Source organism: Nocardia sp. CY15, from assembly GCF_009829295.1.
GTDB classification, from domain to species: domain Bacteria; phylum Actinomycetota; class Actinomycetes; order Mycobacteriales; family Mycobacteriaceae; genus Nocardia; species Nocardia sputi.
The window spans coordinates 215,126-233,779 of sequence record NZ_VUOT01000007.1 but is presented as its reverse complement, the minus strand read 5'-3'; the positions used below and the strand labels follow the sequence as shown (position 1 = coordinate 233,779).

Here is an 18,654-nt window from a genome sequence, read left to right as displayed (position 1 = left end):
TCCGTGGAAATTTCGGGAATCCGCGCGCGACGGCACGACGCGACATGACACCGGCCACCGGACACCAACTGGTCGGATCGTTCGAAACGGTTCCCCGATAACGGCATTCGCCGAATCGTTCGGTTGCGTCGCCGCGCTCACCTGGCCAGTGATCGGCGGTACGCGGCCGGCGTGGCACCCGTGGCCGCGCGTAGGTGCACCCGCAGTGCGGTGACACTGCCGAAACCGGACTTCGCCGCAACGACTTCCACCGGCAAACGCGTGGTTTCCAGCAGTTCCCGGGCCCGAGCGGTGCGCTGCGCGTCCAGCCACCGCCGCGGCGTCGTGCCCACTTCCGCCTTGAACCGGCGGATGAAAGTGCGCTCGCTCATCAACGCGTGCGCGGCCAGCGCCGAAACATCCACCGCCGCAGCGGGTTCGGCGATCGCCCAGGCCAGGGTGGCGGCGAGACCGCCGTCGACGGCTCGCACGCCCGGCCTGTCCGGAATGTACTGCGCCTGACCGCCCTCCCGGTGCGGAGCGGTGACGTTCCACCTGGCCAGCTCGGCCGCCGCGTGCGCGCCCAACTCCCTGCGGACCACGTGCAGGCACAGGTCCAAGCCCGCCGACAGCCCAGCCGACGTGAGTACGTCGCCGTCGTCGACATACAGCGCCGTCGGGTCCAGTTTCACCGCGGGATACAGCTGCGCGAACTCACCGCAGTAAGCCCAATGGGTGGTCGCGGGGCGTCCGTCCAGCAGACCCGCTTCGGCCAGGATGAACGCGCCGACGCAGATGCTCACCATGGTCGCGCCCTGTCTCGCGGCGTCGCGCAGTGCGTCCAGCGCCGCACGCGGCGTGGGCAGGGTGGGAATGCCGATCCCGGGCACGACGACGACGTCCGCCTCCGCGAGCGCCTCGAGCCCGTGCTCCACCCGCAATTCGAAGCCGTTGGGCGTCCACACCGGACCCGGGCGCAACCCGCAGGTCCGCATCTCGAACCCGGACGGCTCGCCGGTCTTACCGGGACCGTGCCGGAACGCCTGGACGGCACACGCCAGGTCGAATGCCATGACGCCGTCCAGCGCCAGCGCCACGACCTGCTTCATCGCCTACCAGTTTGGCACGAATCCGAGTATTACTGTCAATCCCGCCACTCGTCGTGGATGTTGACACAGGCTTGACTTCAGTGCACACCGAGTTCCGAGGAAAAGGAGGGCAAAGTGGCCGGACCGACGGGCCTCGATTGGGCATGGGCCACCCGCACCGGTGGCGCGTTGTCGACCGAACAACGACTCAGGCTGGCGGTCGCGACCGCCCGTTCGCTGCCCGCCATGGTGCCCAACCGGGTCCGGCTCGCGCTGGGCAGGCGGGGGCGACGCGGAAAGCTGGAGTTCGCCGGCCTACGGTTGCCCGACTCCAAGCTCGCCGTCGCGGCGGAGACGGAGGCGAGCGAGGCGCTTACTCCCCCCGTGCTCAATCACTCGCTGCGGACCTACTACTTCGGACGGGTCCTGGCCGATCTCGACGGCGCAGCCTATGACGACGAGCTGGTCTACGTCTCATGTCTGCTGCACGACCTGCAACTCGAACATCCCACGCCGGGACGCTGTTTCGCGGTGACGGGCGGCGAACGGGCTGCCGCCCTCGCGCTCGATGCGGGCGCAGCCCAGGAACGCGCCACCGCTATCGGCGCGGCCATCGCCGCCCACGTCACACCCGGGGTCGCCGACGATCTCAGCGACCCCGGCGGGTTCGTCTCCGCGGGAGCGTCGGCGGACGTGCTCGGAACACGGCTGGCGGAGCTGGACGGGGATTGGGTCGACGAACTGCTGCGGCGTCATCCGCGACTGGGCTTCAAGCGGCACGTGGTCGCGGCGTTCCGAGCGGAAGCGAAAGCTGTGCCGAAGGGTCGGATCCATTGGCTCAACAGCGCGGGCTTCCTGGCCATGATCCGCCTGGCGCCGTTCACCGAATAACGCTGCGACTGCGACCGATTGCCGGACGAGGCAGGCGAATCCTCTGTCGCGCAGAACAAATCGCCCGCACCATCCTGCCGGATGGTGCGGGCGATGCTACTTTGGGTGGAGTGTCAGCCCAGACGCTGCTTGAGCGCCTCGAACTCGTCGCGCACGCCGGAAGGCAGCTTGTCACCGACGAACTCGAACCACTCTTCGATCAGCGGGATCTCCCTACGCCATTCCCCGGCGTCCACGGAAAGCGCCTCATCGACATCCGCGGCGTCGACGTCCAGCCCGTCCAAGTCGAGATGCGCGGCGGTCGGCACGTTACCGATCGCGGTCGCCTCGGCATCGGCGGAACCCTCGATGCGGCCGATGATCCACTCGAGCACGCGGGAGTTCTCACCGAAGCCCGGCCACAGGAAGCGCCCGTCCTCGCCACGGCGGAACCAGTTGACGTAGAAGATCTTCGGGAGCTTGGCGGCGTCGGCGTTCTTGCCGACGTTGATCCAGTGCCCCAGGTAGTCGCCGACGTGGTAGCCCAGGAACGGCAGCATGGCCATCGGGTCGCGGCGCACGGTGCCGACCTTGCCCTCGGCGGCCGCGGTCTGCTCGGAGGACAGCGTCGCGCCCATGAACACGCCGTGCTGCCAGTCGAAGGACTCGGTGACCAGCGGGACGGTGGTCTTGCGGCGGCCACCGAAAAGGATCGCCGAGATCGGCACGCCCTGGGGGTCGTCCCACTCGGGCGCCAGGATCGGGCACTGCGCCATCGGCGTGCAGTAGCGGGAGTTGGGGTGAGCGGCCAGCGTCTCGGTCTCCCGCTGGTACCAGTCGTTGCCCTTCCAGTCGATCAGGTGATCGGGCTCGCCCTCCAAGCCCTCCCACCAGACGTCGTTGTTGTCGGTCAGCGCGACGTTGGTGTAGACGGTGTTGCCCGCCTCCAAAGTGGCCATGGCGTTCGGGTTCGAGCTGCGGTTGGTACCCGGCGCGACGCCGAAGAACCCGTACTCGGGGTTCACGGCATAGAGACGGCCGTCCTTGCCGAAGCGCATCCAGGCGATGTCGTCACCGAGGGTCTCCGCGCGCCAGCCCGGCACGGTCGGCTGGATCATGGCGAGGTTGGTCTTGCCGCAGGCGCTCGGGAACGCGGCGGCGATGTAGTACGCCTTGTTCTCGGGGGAGATCAGCTTGAGGATCAGCATGTGCTCGGCCAGCCAGCCCTCGTCGTGGGCCATCGCCGAGGCGATTCGCAGCGAGTAGCACTTCTTGCCCAGCAGCGCGTTGCCGCCGTAGCCGGAGCCGTAGCTCCAGATCTCGCGGTCCTCGGGGAAGTGGGTGATGTATTTGGTGTCGTTGCACGGCCACGGCACGTCGGCCTGGCCGTCGGCCAGCGGCGCGCCCACCGAGTGCAGCGCCTTCACGAACGGGCGGTCGGCGCCCAGCTTCTCCAGGGCGGCGGCGCCCATGCGGGTCATCACGCGCATCGACACCACGACGTACTCGGAGTCGGTGATCTCGACACCCAGCTTCGGATCCTCGGCGCCGAGCGGACCCATGCAGAACGGCACCACGTACATGGTGCGGCCCTTCATCGAGCCGCGGTAGAGCTCGGTCATCGTGGCACGCATCTGGGTCGGGTCGACCCAGTTGTTGGTCGGGCCGGCGTCGGCCTCGGACTTCGAACAGATGAATGTGCGGGATTCCACCCTGGCCACGTCGGAGGGGTCCGACAGGGCGAGGAAAGAGTTCGGCTTCTTCTTCTCGTCCAGCCGCTTGAACGTCCCCGCCGCGACGAGCTGGTCGGTCAGCCGCTCCCATTCCTCGTCGGAGCCGTCCGCCCACACCACTCGGTCCGGCTGGGTCAGTTCGGCGACTTCTTGTACCCAGGCGAGTAGTTCGCTGTGCTCGGTCGGCGCCTTGCCGTCGGATCCACGAAGACCAGGAATGGTCGCTGACGTCATGAAAACTCTCCTGAGATGGGCGACTACTCGCTGCTTCGCCGCCTGGCCCTAGGCCCATGACCAGCGCGAATGCACCGAGCGCCACCGTTGGCGGGAAGGCGCCCGCTCCGACCGGTCGAACGCGCACCCCAGGAGGGCGGCAGATCAGGACTTAGCGGACGCCCAAGTTCCTGAATAGAGGTTAACGCCATGTGACGACCGGTACGGTATCGGGTTCCTCACTGTGTACCCAATTGGTCGCTCGTTTCAACAGGCGAGATCCAGCGGTCGAGGATCCGGATGTCGCGCTCGCATGCGGCGAGTTGTCCCGGCTGCTCGGCCGCCAACCTGCGTAAATCGGCCTCCAGCCGGGCCACCCTGCGATCGGCCTCGATCATTCGCGCGGTGCTTGCTTGGACCACGTGATCGGCCAGAACGGTCTCGGCTTCCACGAGCGCGGTCGCCACCCGCTGCTCTAGCTGCGCTTTTACATTGACCAGCGCGTCGGCCACCCATTGCCGGATGTGCGCTCGATCCGCCAGCTGGCCGCGAGCCCGCATCACCCACGCCGCCGCACCGCCGCCGAGCAGCAAAGTCACCGGCACGGTCGCCACGTCGAGGGCGGGTACGAGCGAGAACGGAGCAACCAGCAAGCGACCCAGCCCGACACCCGCCGACGCGCCGAGCGCGATCATAAGGTGATCTTCGACACCCCGATGGCGCGGATCCGGATCGGGGCCCACCCGCGGGGCCGGGTCACGCCGTCGCGGCGGCACACCCGCGTCCACGCTCTCGACCCGGGCGCCCAATTCGGCGATCCGCAGATCGATGACGTGGTCGAGTTCACCGGTCAGTTCGGTGACGGCGTGTTGCAGCCGAGCGGGGTAGCCGGCGAGGTCGGCCGGGCGCAGCCGATCCAGTTCGGCGCGGGCGGCGGTGTGCAGCGCCCGGATTCTCGCGCCGATTTCGGTCATCAGGTCCACCCGCGCCAGGTGCAGCTGCCCGCGCAGGGCGGACATCGCCGTGGCTCGTCCGCCGTCGCGGCCGGCCAGCAGCACAGCACGTTGCTCACGCAGCCGCGCCACTTCGGCGCCCGAGCGCAAGGCGGCCACTTGCTCGACCACCCGGTGGCGCGTGTCGGCCAAGACTCTTCCGATGACCGCGTCCGACCGGCCCCCACCGGCGGCCGCCGCCGCGGTGAGCTGCGCGTGCAGGGCGCCGAGACCGGAGCGATCGAGCAATCCCGCGTCGCCCGCGGTTCGCGCGGCGGCCGCGAGCCGCGCCGAGACCGGCACGATGTCCAAGTCCGCGGCGCCTCGCTCGGCGAGCAGCTCCAGGTCACGCGCGCGTACCGCCTGCCAGTCCCGGTAGGCGTGGATGCCGTTCATGGCCAGCAGCAGGCGAGTGCCGTTCGCACGCAACCGGTCGATCACCCCCAGCATGTCCGCGCCGATGGTGGTGCCCGCGTCGAGCAGGATCAAAATGATCGCCGGTACGGCGGGCGAGGTGGTCTCCACCGCCGCGTTCCCGTCGGCGAGCGGCTCGGACAGCGTGACGCGCGGTTCGAACCGGGCCAGTTCGGTGCGCAACAAGGTCGTGTTGACATCGGGAGGACCGATCACAGTGACAACGCCCGCCGCGCCGGACCCGCGCACCGCGCGCAGCAGCGCCATACCCTGGGGATTCCATCGCTCGACCACGGCCGCGAGCTCGGGCGATGCGGCGAGGGCGGTCACCGGGGCCGGGCGACCGGACTCGCCATCGGCGGGCGAATCTCGATCGGCCCCGTCGCGACCGGCGCCCGAGACCGGATCCGTCCCGGGACCTGTGGTCGCCGCCGACGATTCCGGTGGTTCAGAGACCGGCACTGCTCATCCGTTCCCATAGTCGGACGTACCCGTTGTGCACCCGCAACGCGGCGCGGCGCGCGGCGGGGGGCATGTCGCTGGTGACGACGGCGCGCCAGCGGGTCGCGCGGGCAAGCGCATCGTCGGCGTCCGACGGCGCGGGTGCCGGATACCCCGCCGCGAGGTGGGCCACCTCGGGTCCGGCCAGGCCCGCGCAGAGTCCGAGCCAGAGAGCGTCGTCGCTGTAGAGATAGGACTCCAGGAGATCGCGCGCGCGGCCGCCCTCCTCCGGGACCGCGCGAGCGGCGAGGCGGGCCAGCTCGTCGAGCAGTTCACCGCCGCGCAACGCGGACACCTGCTCGTAGCGGCGGTGCAGCAGCCGGTGCAGCGCGTCGACGCCGCTGGCGGCGTGCAGAATCTGCAGCAGCGTCTGTGGAGCGAGGTCCGGATCGTGGCGCAGGGCCGCGCACGCGCAGGCCACGCCGTACAGGTCCCAGCGACGCAGCAGTTGCTCCCGCTCGGCGGCATCCGGTCCCGGCGCGACGAACAGTTCCGGCGAGAGGATCAGCGCGGGGTCGGCTTCGGCGGCGAGCTTGCGCAGCAGGTCCAGATCAGCGTCGGTCAGCACGCCGGCACGAGTGCGCACAGCCAGCGACGCGACCACCGGAACCACCGGAATCCGCAGTTGCGTGCCGTACTGCTCGGCCGCGGCCACCGCGTCGCCCCAGCGGGAGCCGATCGCGTCCGCCTTGTTCAATACCGCGATGGTGCGCTGCGGCGGCAGCGTAGCCAGCACCCTGCGATCGGCGGGTGTCGGCGCCGCCGACAACACGTAGACGACGATGTCGGCGTCGAGTTCCGGATCGGGCGCCCCTGGCCGGTCCACCGGGTCGGTCTCCACCGCGGACATGAGCGCGAGCGCGTGCAGCACGGTGGTCCGCCCCGCGTGCGCGCGCCCGGTCACCTGGATGCGCGGCGGTTTGCGCCATGCGCTGACGGCCGCGGCGGCGGCATACCCGATCTGCGGGTCGCGCCCCGTCCCGAAGCGCAATTCGGCGAGCAGCTTGTCGAGCTGATCGTGATCGGACGTGGGAACGCCCCGCTCCCGCAGCGGCCCATCGGAATCAGTGGCTGTCGGCATGCTGCACACCCCCTTTTACGGTGCGCAATTCTGTCAGAAGTCAGGCCATGGGACAGGCTGGACCGCTCAGCTGCCGCTGAAGTACTTGTTCGCGGTCCGCACCGCCCAGTTCGGCGCGTATTTCGCCACCGTCGCCAGTAGCTTCGCCTGCGTGCCGATCTCGTAGTGCACCTTCGGCAGCCGGGCGCGCTTGCGGGTGGCCTCCCAGATTCCGGCGGCCACGTCGTCGGCGCTCAGCCGCACGCCCAGCGACTTCGTCGTCCCCGTCGTCACGCCGTCCACCATGGCGGTGGCCACGAACAGCGGCCAGATCGCGAGCGCCCGGATGTCGTAGCGCTCCCATTCGAGGTCCAGTGCCTCGGTGAAACTCTTGACCGCCGCCTTGGTCGCACCGTAGCTGGCGAGTTCGGCTTGGCCGTAGATCGCCGAAGCCGAGCAGAGGTTGACCACCTGGGCGCCCGGGGTGTCTCGCAGGTAGCGGAACGCGCTGTGCGTTCCGGTGAGCACACCGACCAAGTTGACCTCGACGATCGCCCGGTGGGCGGACAGCTCGATCGACTCGAACCCCCCTGCGCGCAGGATGCCCGCATTGTTGACCAGGATGTCCAACCGTCCGGTCGCGGCGTGGAACTCCGCGAGCCGCTCCGCCCACTGGGTGTCGTTCGTCACATCGAGAACACCGGTGTGCACCGCGCCACCCTTGGCGGTGATGTCCCCGGAAAGCCTGGTCAGCCCCACTTCATCGATGTCATAAGCCCCGACATGGTATCCCTGCGCAGCGAAAAGCAAGGCCGTCGCCCGCCCGATACCGGCCGCCGCGCCGGTGATGAATACAGTCGGTCTGCTCATGCCGGGGAGTCTAGTGCCGCGGACGCCGTGTACTCCGGGGTTCCCAGACGCCCGGTCGGTCACTTACCCTGCTGAAGTGGTCGGCACCACAACCGGTGCGCAGCTTGGCCTTTCGCATGCGGCAACCGACCTCGACGATGAGGAGGTCGCGATGACCGCGGATGTCATCGGCGCTGTCGACTCGCAGCCCGCTTGTCCCACCGAACGCAAGCCGTTGCTGCCCAGCGCGGACCCGTTCCATCGACCGCCGAAGGGCTTCGCGGCCAAGGCGCCCGGCGCCATCCTGCGCGGCAGGAAGATCGAGATCGCGCTGTTCGGGATCGTGCCGCAACAGGTGTCGGCCTGGCAGTTACTGTACCGCAGCTGTGATCTGCACGGGGCTCCCGAAGCGGCGATCACCACGGTCCTGCTGCCCGTCGACGCGGAACCGGACGAGGATCGTCCGCTGCTGGCCTTCCAGACCGCGATGGACGCGGTGAGCGAGAAGTGCTCCCCGTCCTACGCCCTGCGCTCCGGCGCGCGTGCGCTCGGCTCGATCACCCAGTTGGAATGGCTGCTGGTGGCGAACGCGCTGCGGCGCGGCTGGGCGGTGAGCATCGCCGATCACGAGGGTCCGCACGGTAATTTCGGTGCGCCGCGTGAGCCCGGTTACCGCGCGCTGGACGGCATCCGCGCCGCGCTGCGGTTCGGTCCGCTCGGTCTCGGCCCGCGAACCCGCGTCGCGGTGTGGGGCTACTCCGGCGGTGGCATGGCCAGCTCCTGGACGGTAGAGATGGCGCCGACGTACGCCCCCGAACTGGACATCGTCGGCGCGGTGCTCGGCGCCCCGGTCGGCGACCCGCGCCAGGTCTTCGACCGGTTGAACGGCACCCCCTACGCGGGCCTGCCCGCCATCGTCATCGCCGCGCTGCGCAGGCTGTACCCCGCGTTGAGCTCGCTGATCGACAACGAGCTGAGCCCGGACGGCCACCGGTTCGTCGTCCGCGCGGAGAACGCGACGCCGCTCGGCGCGATCCTCGGGCTGGCCAACAAGAAGGTGGACGACTTCTTGGACCGCCCGCTCGCCGAGGTGCTCGACACCCCGGAACTGAACGCGATGTTCGACGATCTGCGGCTCGGCAACACGACGCCGTCCTGCCCGCTGCTGGTTGTGCAACCCATCCACGACCAGATCATCCACATCTCGGGCGTCGACGGACAGGTGGCGCGCTACCGCCGCGGCGGCGCCGCGGTGACCTACGTGCGCGACCGGCTCAGCGAGCATTTCTCGCTGCTGCCGCTGTCCACCCCGATCAGCCTCGACTGGCTGGCCGACCGGTTCGCCGGGCAACCGGTGAGCGACGTCGGCGACACCACCGTATGGTCGGTCGCGGCCTCGCCGTCGGGGGTGCGCGGCCTGCTGGAAATGGCGGTCACAGCGGCCAAGGTCGCGCTGGGCAGGCCCCTGCGCCAGCAACAGCCGACCGCGACCAGAATCGCCCCCGCGCGCGCCGCCTGACCTCCCGCTCAGCGAGCCGTGCACGACCGCTTACCGCACTGATCGCGGGATGCTGGACAATGGACGTCGTGAACGACGCCGCGAACCATACTGCCGAGTCAGTTCCGGGCCCGCCGTCCACAGCTTCGGCTCCGGCCGAGGGCGGGCCCCGGCACAAGACCGGCTCCCGCCTGTACCCCCGAGTCACCAGCTTCCGGTCGCGCAGGGGCGCGCTGACCGCGACCCAGCAGCAATCCTGGGACCGGATGTGGCCCTCGATCGGCCGCGAGGTCGCCGACGAGCCACTGGACGCGGCCGCGTGGTTCGGCCGCGACGCGCCGCTGGTCGTCGAGATCGGCTGCGGCACGGGCACCGCGACGGCCGCCATGGCGCAGGCCGAACCACACCTGAACCTGATCGGCATCGAGGTCTACCAGCCCGGCCTCGCGCAGTTGGTGCAGCGCATCGAGCGCGAAGGGATCGGCAATATCCGCCTGCTGCGCGGAGACGCGGTCGACGTGCTGGAGAACATGATTGCCCCAGAGTCGCTCACCGGCGTCCGAGTGTTCTTTCCCGACCCGTGGCCGAAGGCGCGCCACCACAAGCGGCGGCTGCTGCAGCCCGCGACGGTCGCGTTGATCGCCGACCGCCTGAAGCCGGGGGGTGTGTTGCACGTCGCCACCGACCATGCCGGCTACGCCGAGCACATCCACGAGGTCGGCATGGCAGAGCCCCTGCTCAAAGGATTGAACGAGACCACGGGCGGGGTCAGCGAGGAGCATCGGGCCACGGCGCCCATCGGTTTCGAGCGTCCGGTCACCAAGTTCGAAGGCAAGGCACATCGCGCCGGTAGCGCCATCACCGAGCTCATATGGGGGAAGATCGACCGATGAGCGTCAGTGAGATGGCCCACGAAGTGGTCGATGTTGCCGGGGAGGTGCACGGGGGCGGAGCGGAAGGCCTGGGCGGCTCGACGCCGGACGTGCGCAGGGTCCTGTTGGTGTGGGACGCCCCGAACCTCGACATGGGCCTCGGCGCCATCCTCGGCGGTCGTCCGACCGCCGCCTATCGTCCGCGGTTCGACGCGCTCGGCCGCTGGCTGCTGGCCCGGACCGCCGAACTCTCGGTGGGCGCGGTGCATCGCGTGGAACCCGAGGCCACCGTCTTCACCAACATCGCGCCCGGCACCGCCGACGTCGTGCGGCCCTGGGTGGAGGCCCTGCGCAACGTGGGCTACGCGGTCTTCGCCAAACCCAAGATCGACGAGGATTCCGACGTCGACGCCGACATGCTGGCGCACATCGCGTTACGCAGTCGCGGCGCCGGTTTGGCGGGCATCATGGTGGCCTCGGCCGACGGCCAGGCGTTCCGCGAACCGCTGGAGGAACTCGCCGCCAAAGGCGTGCCGGTCCAGGTACTCGGCTTCCGTGAGCACGCGAGTTGGGCCGTCACATCCGATACTCTCGAATTCATCGACCTCGAGGACATTCCGGGCGTGTTCCGCGAACCGCTGCCCCGAGTTAGCCTCGACTCGCTGCCCGACGAGGGTGCCTGGCTGCAGCCGTTCCGGCCGCTGTCGGCACTGCTCACCTCTCGCCCCGCCCAAGGAGTCGCTTAGTGTTCACACGCTGGGGCGATCTGGTATACCGCCTGCGTTTTGCCGTCATCGGCGTCGTCGTGGCGGCCCTCCTGGCTTTGGGCGGTTACGGCCTCGGCTTGGAACACCATCTCAGCTCCAGCGGGTGGGACGATCCGACCTCGGAGTCCGCGCAGGCCGCGCGGATCGCCGACGCGGCGTTCGGCCGTGATCACAACAGCGACGTGATCCTGCTCTACACCGCGCCCGAGGGCAGAACGATCGATGACCCCGAATTCAGCGGCAAGGTCGTCGCCAATCTCGCGAGCCTGCCGCGCGAGCACCCGGACGAGATCACCAAGATCAACGGAACGTACTGGCGCAACGACGCCGGTATCCCCGCGCAGCCCAGCGTCTTCGGCGCGAAGGACAAGAAGCACGCCTTCGCCTCGGTGGCCATCAACGGCAACAACGACACCGAGATGGTGCGCAACTACCGCAAGGTGAAGGACGTCTTCTACATTCCGGGCGTCGATGTTCAGGTCACCGGGTTGCAGGCGGTGGCGGGCACGCTCAACGACACCATGGCTTCCGACCAGAAGCGCATGGAGATGCTGGCCATCCCCGCGGTGGCGGTGCTGTTGTTCTTCATCTTCGGCGGCCTGGTGGCCGCGGGCCTGCCGCTGGTGGTCGGCGGTCTCACCGTCATCGGCGCCAACGGCATCATCATGGTGCTGACGAAGTTCACGGAGGTGAACTCGTTCGTCTCGGGCGTGGTGTCGATGATCGGTCTCGGCCTCGCCATCGACTACGGGTTGTTCATCGTCAGTCGCTTCCGGGAGGAACTCGCCGAAGGTTACGACACCCGTGCGGCGGTGCGGCGCTCGGTGATGACGGCGGGACGCACGGTCGTGTTCTCCGCGACCATGATCATCGCCAGTCTCGGCGGCATGCTGCTGTTCCCGCAGGGCTTCTTGAAATCGGTGGCCTACGGCACGATCGCCACGGTCTCGCTGGCCGCGCTGACCGCCATCACGATCCTGCCCGCCATGCTCGGTGTACTCGGCCCGCGCGTGGACATGCTGGGCTTCAAGCGCTTCCGCCAGACGAAGACGGCCGAAGAGATCGAGCACGGTTTCTGGGGAAAGATCACTCAGTGGGTGATGAAGCATCCGCTGAAGATCGCCGTGCCGATCTGCATCGTCCTGCTGCTGCTGATCATCCCGGTGAAGAACCTCGCCTTCGGCGGCATCAACGAGCGATACCTGCCGCCGGACAACGCGACCCGCGTCGCGCTCGAGGACTTCTACCAGGTCTTCCCGCTGAAGAAGACCGACCCGGTGCAATTGGTGATGGTGTCCGAGGACAGCAACGCCGTCGGCAAGGTGTGGAAGGAGGCGGGCCAGGCGCCCGGCCTCGCCAGCGCTTTCGACGTGCCGAGCCGCTCCACTACCGATCCGAACGTCTATCGCACCAGCGCGACACTCGCGGATTCGGAGAACGCCGACCCCACCATCGAGTACCTGCGGTCGATAGCGGTGCCCGACAGCGTCGATCTCTACGTGGGCGGCCAGCCGACCATCCAGAAGGACAGCATCGACGCGCTGCTGAACCGCATGCCCGCGATGATCGCGCTGGTGCTGTTCGTCACGACGCTGCTGATGTTCCTGACGTTCGGCTCGCTGGTGCTGCCCATCAAAGCCGCGCTGATGAGCGCGCTCGGCCTCGGCAGCACGCTGGGCATCCTGACGTGGATCTTCGTCGACGGGAACGGCGCGACGCCGCTGAACTTCACCCCCCAGCCGATCATGTCGCCGGTGCTGGTGCTGATCATCGCCGTGATCTACGGCTTGTCCACCGACTACGAGGTCTTCCTGCTCTCGCGCATGGTCGAGGCGCGCACCCAAGGCGCATCCACCACCGAGGCGGTGCGCGCGGGAACCGCGCACACCGGCCGCATCATCACCGCGGCCGCGCTCATCCTGCTCGTCGTGGTCGGCGCCTTCGCGTTCTCGGACCTGGTGATGATGCAGTACATCGCCTACGGCCTCATCGCGGCGCTGTTCATCGACGCGACCATCCTGCGGATGCTGCTGGTGCCCGCCACCATGAAGCTGCTCGGCGACGACTGCTGGTGGGCGCCCACCTGGATGAAGCGCATCCAGCAGAAGATCGGCCTCGGCGAGCCGATTCTCGACGACGAACGTCCCGGTGGCGGCGAGGTCGTCGACCTGGTCAAGACGACGCCGATCACCGACCCGGTGACGATGCAGATCCCCGCGGTCGCCGACGCCAACAAGGTGCCGCGCAGGCGCAAGCCGCGGACGGTCGCCGAGATCGAGGCGGAGGCGCCCACCAGGCGACTGGACCGCGTCCCGCCGCCGCCCGCACCGCAGGCGACGCCCGCGCCCGCGCCACTCGATCCGACCAGGAAGCGCCCGGAATCTCCGCGCAACGCCACGCCACCGCAGGGTGAGCCGATTCGCCCGCGGCGGATTCCGCAGGTCCCGAACCCCCCGCGCTACACGCCGGACCAGGCGGAGCGGCGACCGCAGTCGCCTCCGGCCGGCCCGCAAGGCCCCGCGGGGCCGCGACCGGCGCCGCCCACCGGCCTGCGGCAGGACCAGCACGGGCCGCACGCCGGTGTGCCATCGGTGATCTTCCCCGAGCACAGCGCGGAAGCGCTCGTCTCGTCGGTCACGCCGCCCGCGCCGCGCCCGACCCACGTGGCGGAATCGCTTCCGCTGTCCGGCCTCTCGCAGGAGCCGGCCGTCGACCTTCCCGGTGCGCCCCGTGCGGCGCGGTATCTCCCGCCCGACGCCGGGGCCGCTCTCGACGGTCCTGCCCACCGCGCACCCGAGCCCGAGGCGCCCGCGGAGCCGAACAATGGGCCCGACACCACCAATCGCAGCAGCATCGAGAGCTGGATGGCCGAACTACGCTCCTCGCGCCGCCACATCGGCAGGCCGGAGCAGGGGCGGCACCACGGCGGCGACGGCCGCACGGTGAGCGTCAACGAACTGCTGCGCCGCCGCGACCGCGAGTGAGCGGGTAGCCGCCGCGAAGAAGGTCGCCACGCCTGGTCGGGTGGTTCGGCCAGGAGGGAACGCGGCGGCCTTCTCGGCGGGCGGTCCCGTGGTCAGGGTTGCCGCTGCGTTCCCGCATCGGCGAAGGCGCGGGCGTAGCGGGTACCGGCCAACAGCAGCAGGATGCCGACGATGAGGAAGGCGGCGACGCGGACCAGGCCGTCCAGGGTGGCCAGGTCGAAAAGGAACAGCTTGGCCAGAGCCGCTGCCGTGACCGGCAATCCGGAGCCCAAGGCGAGTTTGGCGACAGCGGGTGCGGCGGCGAGCTTGCGCAGGCCGAACAGCAGAGCGCCGGTCGCGCCTGCCATCCACAGGATGGTCGCGGCGCTGTGGCCGACGAGGAACCCGTTCGGGGTCCCGGCCGCGACGCCGATGGAGACCGTCACCGCGGTCACCGCGTAGAGCCCGGCGACGCTCGCGGTAATCCATTGCCACTCATTGCCCGTCGCCGAGCCGCGCAACCGCCGCGCGCTCCACAGCGCGACCGCGACCACCCCGAGGGCGAGTACCGCGCCGAGCACCGTCGCCACACCCAGATTCGCCTCCGAGCGATGCTGCGAGGCAAGCACTTCCGGTCCCGCGATATTCAGCAACCCGAAGCCGCCGAGCACCGCGAACGCCGCGCCGATGCCCGCCGCCGGGCGGGACATCCGCTGGCCCGCCACGGCGAGGAAGCCCAGCGCCACCACGAGCAGCGCCGTGGGCAGTGTCCGGGGCTCGGTCGCGCCGACGCACGCCTCGAGCAAGGCGATCGATCCCGCCACGGCCGCGACGAGCGCGGTATGTCCCGGAATGCGCACGTGCGCGTCCAGTTTCGGTACCGTGCTCACCGCGGCGACGAGCAATAGCAGCGCGGCGGCGGACGAGGCCACCACAACCGAAACGAGCCGTTGCTCGTACATCCCCGGGGCGATCAGCACCGGCACCAGCGCCGCCGCCATCGTCAGCGAGGCGGTGAGATCGGCGGGCCGACGACGGACGACGACGATCGTCCCGGCCAGCCCGACCAGCGCGACCGCCGCCGCGGCCACGAGCAGCCAGGTGCGTTCCTGCGCCGTAGGAGTTCCCACGGCCGCGCCCGCGACGAACACGAACGTCGCCAGTACGGCGGGCAATGTCCGCGCCACGTGCAGGTACGGCCAATCTCGCGTCCATTGCACCGGCACGCAGGCCAGTTGCAACACGATCAAGAACGCCAGCAGCACCAGCCGAGTGGTCAACACCGGTGACAGCACCGCGGCGGCCAGCACCACCAGCACCGCCAACGGCTGTGACCGCCACTGCATCGCCAGGGCGACGCCGCAGGCCGCGACGCCGAACGCGACCGCGAGCCCGAGCACCGGATGCAGCCAGTGATAAAGGGCGGTCACCGCCACCACGTCGAGATAAGCGCCCGCGATGCCGGTGGCGGCCAGCGCGATAGCGCCGACTCGTCCGCCGGTCCGCCCGAAGACCCGCACGCCCGCACCCACCAGCGCCGCCGAGAACACCGCTCCGGCGACCACTCTCGGCACCGGCCCGAAGAAACCCGCCTGAGCGGCCAACACCAGGAGCATCGCGACGCCGATCAACGTCACCGCGACACCAGCCAGCGCCAGGATCCGGCTGATCACCCCGTCACGCTGCCACCACGGAGTGTGCGGCACTCGCGGTTGGGCACGCGGCGGGACGGGCGGACGCGGCGGCACAGCTCCCGGCATCGGCCACGGTGCGTTCTGCGGCCACGGAGCTCCTCCGCCGGAAGCGCTGCCAGGCGGCGGTGCGAAACGTGGTGCGTATGCGGGTTGCGGCGGCGGAACCGGCATACCGGCTGTCGGCGAATGACCGGGCCAAGGCGGGATCATCGGCGGTACCGCTGCGGGCGCGGGCTCTGATCCCGCGAATCCACCGCTCGCGGAGGCTTCCATCGCACTCGACGACCCACCCGCAACTGGACGACCGGGCGCATCGGATGCCGTTCCCCCGGGCATCCGGTCACCGGTCCCGCCCGGTACCGAGCCCTTCGGAGCCCCAGCGCCCGGCATCGACCCGGTCAGGGGCGCTTCCGTTGCGGCTGAGCCGGACTCCACCTCGGCACCCGCCGAATCCGCGGCGATTTGCTCGCGCAGCAACCGCAGGTCCCGCCCGAGCACGCCCAGCTGCGTCCCCAGCGTGGTGAACTCGCTGGAGAGCCGGGCGAGCAGCGCCGGATCGATAGAGGTAGTCATGACTTCATGCTCGTCGCCGCGAAGCGCGCGAGCATGAGTAGTAACCCCTGTAGACAGCCGAGTTCTACTCGTACCGTGCGGGTACCCCGCCCGACCGACCCGCACCCGGGCAGTCGAGTGCGGGCCGGTCGCGCCCGATGGTCAGTGGGCGCGCAAGCCGATGACCTCGTGCACGGCATCGATCACCGCCGAGCGAGGCGGCATGCGCAAGACGCCCGACGCGGGTTCGCCCGCCCAGTGCCAGCCGAGGGCCGAGTCGGAACTGGGCAGCAGGACGATACGACCGCCGGGCACCACGGTGACCCCGTGTCCGGCGAGGCAGCGCCGGACCGGGACCTCGACCGGCCGAGCGGGGCTCGGCGGCGCGACGAGAAAGGTCCACGTGCGCTCGCCCGGGTCGGCGATCACCGGTGCGGCGTGGTTACGGTTCAACTGGGCCAAGACCTTCCGGCCCAATTCCGGCGGCATGACGATAGCCCCGATAATGGAGCCGGTGGTGATGGTCGGGCGTCCGGCGAGAAGCTGAACCGGCAGCCCGTACCTATGCCGCAGCAGACGCGCGACTTCATGCGGAGAATGACAGCCCTCGAACATTCGCCTACCCCCGATCGATGACGTCGAATCCGATGGTGACGAGGGACTTTCGGGGTAGCGGCCCGTGCTGTTCGCGCATCCGCGTTCTGGCGTTCGCCGGTAGGGCGCTGACGTGGCGTACCGATCGAAATGTGCTGTGGCGCGCCGGTCGCGTGGTCTGTGCGGCGGGCCGGCACGCGCGATCGGCACGCCCGGCCTGCACGGTGGTATTCGGCATGATTTTCATCGCCGCCGCCCTTTGCAGTCAAAGTTGCAGAAAGGCAACGGTATTCCAACTCGGAGCCGACGAGTCGTACGCAATGTCCCACTTCGGTGGTCCCAGATAACATAGCGTCGTACTCTGAAACCCAGATTTAACAAAAGGACTTGGGTATGGACGAATCGTCGATCGGAGTTCGGATCCGCCAGTTCCGCGGCAAGGCGCTGACCCAGCGCCAGCTCGCCGACCAGGCGGGAGTGAGCGTGGATCTGGTGCGCAAACTCGAGCAGGGCGGTCGCCAGACCGCGTCCATCGCCAGCTTGCAGAAGATCGCGCGGGCCCTGGACGTGGACATCGCCGACCTGATCGGCAAGCGCCAGGGCGTGCCGTCCGCCAACCCGGACGCGGGCATCGTCGCTATCCGCCGAGCTTTGACACCGGTCGACGACCTGCTCGGCGAGACCGAAGAGGAGGCGGCGGTCAGCCTCGACGACGGGCGCAGGGCGGTCGACTACGCCTGGGGCGCTTACTGGTCGGGCCGTTACGAACTGCTGACCTCGATCCTGCCGCCCGGATTGACCCAGCTGCGTGCCACCGTGCACGCCGCCCGCAACGGTTCGGTCGCGCCCGCCAACGAGTTGCTGGCCAGGATGTATTGGGTAACCGGATGCACGCTGGTACATCTCGGCCAGACCGATCCGGCGTTCCTGGCGATCCGGCAGGCGCTCTCCGCCGCCGAGCTGGGCAACGACCCGCTGCTGCTGGCCACCATCCGCGGTTCGGTTGCCTGGCAGCTGCTGGTGCAGGGCCGCTACGACGAGTCGCGCGGCGTCGCGCTGAACGCGGCGGCGACCCTGGAGCCCTCCGGCGAGGTCACGCCTACGCACCTGTCCGCTTACGGATCGCTGGTGTTGCAGGGTGCGACCGCGGCGGGCCGGGCGCAGGACGTACACGAAGCGTTGTCGCTGGTGGAGGCCGCGAGCGAGGTCGCGGTGCGGATCGGCCAGGATCGGCAGGACTACGAGACCTATTTCGGCCCTTCGCAGGTCGTCATGCAGACCGTCGATGTCAACGTCTCCTCCGAGCGCTACCCGGAGGCGCTGGCCGCCGCCAAGGACATGCCTGCCAACGGCAGTCTCCCGCAGGCGTCCCGGGCACGGCACCTGGCCGACACGGCGGTCGCGCTGACCCGCACCGGCAGGCACCAGCGCGCGCTGGACGCCTTGCTGACCGCGGAGCGGGTGGGCGGCGCGGATTGGCTGAAGTACCAGACGCTGCCCCGCCATATCGTGTCCGAACTGCTCGACCACGACCGGAAGGTGCCCCTACGCGCGTTCGCCCGCCGGATCGGGGTCAACACCTAGCTCACCGACCGTTCCCCGGCTCGCTCGATCACCTCGTCCAGCACCTCCCGCGAGCGCAGGAGATCATCGATGGTACGGGTGATCCGCTCCCGCTCGGTCCGCAACTCGGCGACCAGCGCGGGAGTGGCGTGCTCGTTGGGACCACCGTCCGTATCGCGCATGCAGGGCAGGATCCGTGCGATCTTCTTGCTGGTGAGCCCCGCCGCGAGCAGTTCCTGAATGTGGATGACCCGGTCCACCGCCCGCTCCGGATAGTCGCGATGACCGCCGGGCGTGCGATCGGACGCCAGTATGCCTTGCTGCTCGTAGTAGCGCAGCGACCGCTCACTCACGCCGGTGCGCTCCGCGAGTTCCCCGATACGCATCTGCCATCCGGCCTTTCACGTTCCCCTCGAATCTCACATCTGTGTCAAGTTCTACCATCTCGCGCA

General features: G+C 69.4%; 14 protein-coding genes. 6 read left to right on the top strand and 8 right to left on the bottom strand.

The features are described 5' to 3' along the window. Positions 1-137: 137 nt before the first annotated feature. On the bottom strand, positions 138-1,088 hold the full coding sequence (locus GVY39_RS12065) for a GlxA family transcriptional regulator (protein WP_159923245.1): 951 nt from the start codon (positions 1,086-1,088) through the stop codon (positions 138-140). Between the two features lie 114 nt (positions 1,089-1,202). On the opposite strand from GVY39_RS12065, the gene GVY39_RS12060 reads away from it, so the two are divergent. Then, positions 1,203-1,958 carry a phosphohydrolase gene (locus GVY39_RS12060; RefSeq protein WP_159923247.1) on the top strand — a complete coding sequence of 252 codons (756 nt, stop codon included), beginning with the start codon at positions 1,203-1,205 and terminating at the stop codon, positions 1,956-1,958. 113 nt (positions 1,959-2,071) lie between these two features. On the opposite strand, the gene GVY39_RS12055 is transcribed toward GVY39_RS12060, so the two are convergent. The 4 genes from GVY39_RS12055 to GVY39_RS12040 all read right to left on the bottom strand — a co-directional run bounded on the left by GVY39_RS12055 (position 2,072) and on the right by GVY39_RS12040 (position 7,720). Continuing rightward, positions 2,072-3,904: a phosphoenolpyruvate carboxykinase (GTP) gene (locus GVY39_RS12055; RefSeq protein ID WP_159923249.1), complete on the bottom strand. Its 1,833-nt coding sequence runs from the start codon at positions 3,902-3,904 to the stop codon at positions 2,072-2,074. Positions 3,905-4,122: 218 nt separating this feature from the next. Continuing rightward, positions 4,123-5,751 (bottom strand): hypothetical protein, encoded by a 1,629-nt coding sequence (locus tag GVY39_RS12050; protein ID WP_236565399.1) that lies wholly within the window; start codon positions 5,749-5,751, stop codon positions 4,123-4,125. After that, entirely contained in the window at positions 5,738-6,871 is a 1,134-nt protein-coding gene (locus GVY39_RS12045) for a hypothetical protein (protein WP_159923251.1), read from the bottom strand. Before GVY39_RS12045 ends, GVY39_RS12050 begins: the two co-directional genes overlap by 14 nt. A 66-nt stretch (positions 6,872-6,937) precedes the next feature. Then, positions 6,938-7,720, bottom strand: coding sequence for an SDR family oxidoreductase (locus tag GVY39_RS12040; RefSeq protein ID WP_159923253.1), 783 nt, complete (start codon positions 7,718-7,720; stop codon positions 6,938-6,940). A 151-nt stretch (positions 7,721-7,871) separates the two neighbouring features. On the opposite strand from GVY39_RS12040, the gene GVY39_RS12035 reads away from it, so the two are divergent. Genes GVY39_RS12035 through GVY39_RS12020 form a run of 4 tightly spaced genes read left to right on the top strand, consistent with a single transcriptional unit; the run spans position 7,872 to position 13,820 of the window. Further along, positions 7,872-9,218, top strand: a complete 1,347-nt coding sequence (locus tag GVY39_RS12035) for a lipase family protein (protein ID WP_159923255.1) — start codon at positions 7,872-7,874, stop codon at positions 9,216-9,218. A gap of 59 nt (positions 9,219-9,277) precedes the next feature. Further along, the gene (gene trmB, locus GVY39_RS12030) at positions 9,278-10,090 is read left to right on the top strand and encodes a tRNA (guanosine(46)-N7)-methyltransferase TrmB (protein WP_159923257.1); all 813 of its coding nucleotides are present in this window, start codon (positions 9,278-9,280) and stop codon (positions 10,088-10,090) included. Continuing rightward, a complete protein-coding gene (locus tag GVY39_RS12025) occupies positions 10,087-10,815 on the top strand; it encodes an NYN domain-containing protein (RefSeq protein WP_159923259.1) in 729 nt (242 codons plus the stop codon). The genes trmB and GVY39_RS12025 overlap by 4 nt, the downstream gene beginning before the upstream one ends. After that, on the top strand, positions 10,815-13,820 hold the full coding sequence (locus tag GVY39_RS12020; protein ID WP_159923261.1) for an MMPL family transporter: 3,006 nt from the start codon (positions 10,815-10,817) through the stop codon (positions 13,818-13,820). The genes GVY39_RS12025 and GVY39_RS12020 overlap by 1 nt, the downstream gene beginning before the upstream one ends. A gap of 92 nt (positions 13,821-13,912) precedes the next feature. Here the strand turns inward: GVY39_RS12020 and GVY39_RS12015 are convergent, their stop codons facing one another. Next, positions 13,913-16,066 carry a DUF2339 domain-containing protein gene (locus GVY39_RS12015; RefSeq protein WP_236565400.1) on the bottom strand — a complete coding sequence of 718 codons (2,154 nt, stop codon included), beginning with the start codon at positions 16,064-16,066 and terminating at the stop codon, positions 13,913-13,915. Between the two features lie 141 nt (positions 16,067-16,207). After that, a complete protein-coding gene (locus tag GVY39_RS12010; RefSeq protein ID WP_236565401.1) occupies positions 16,208-16,534 on the bottom strand; it encodes a hypothetical protein in 327 nt (108 codons plus the stop codon). A gap of 498 nt (positions 16,535-17,032) precedes the next feature. On the opposite strand from GVY39_RS12010, the gene GVY39_RS12005 reads away from it, so the two are divergent. Next, positions 17,033-18,223, top strand: a complete 1,191-nt coding sequence (locus tag GVY39_RS12005) for a helix-turn-helix domain-containing protein (RefSeq protein ID WP_159923265.1) — start codon at positions 17,033-17,035, stop codon at positions 18,221-18,223. Here the strand turns inward: GVY39_RS12005 and GVY39_RS12000 are convergent. Beyond that, positions 18,220-18,588 (bottom strand): MerR family transcriptional regulator, encoded by a 369-nt coding sequence (locus GVY39_RS12000; protein ID WP_159923267.1) that lies wholly within the window; start codon positions 18,586-18,588, stop codon positions 18,220-18,222. The genes GVY39_RS12005 and GVY39_RS12000 overlap by 4 nt on opposite strands. Positions 18,589-18,654 lie beyond the last annotated feature (66 nt).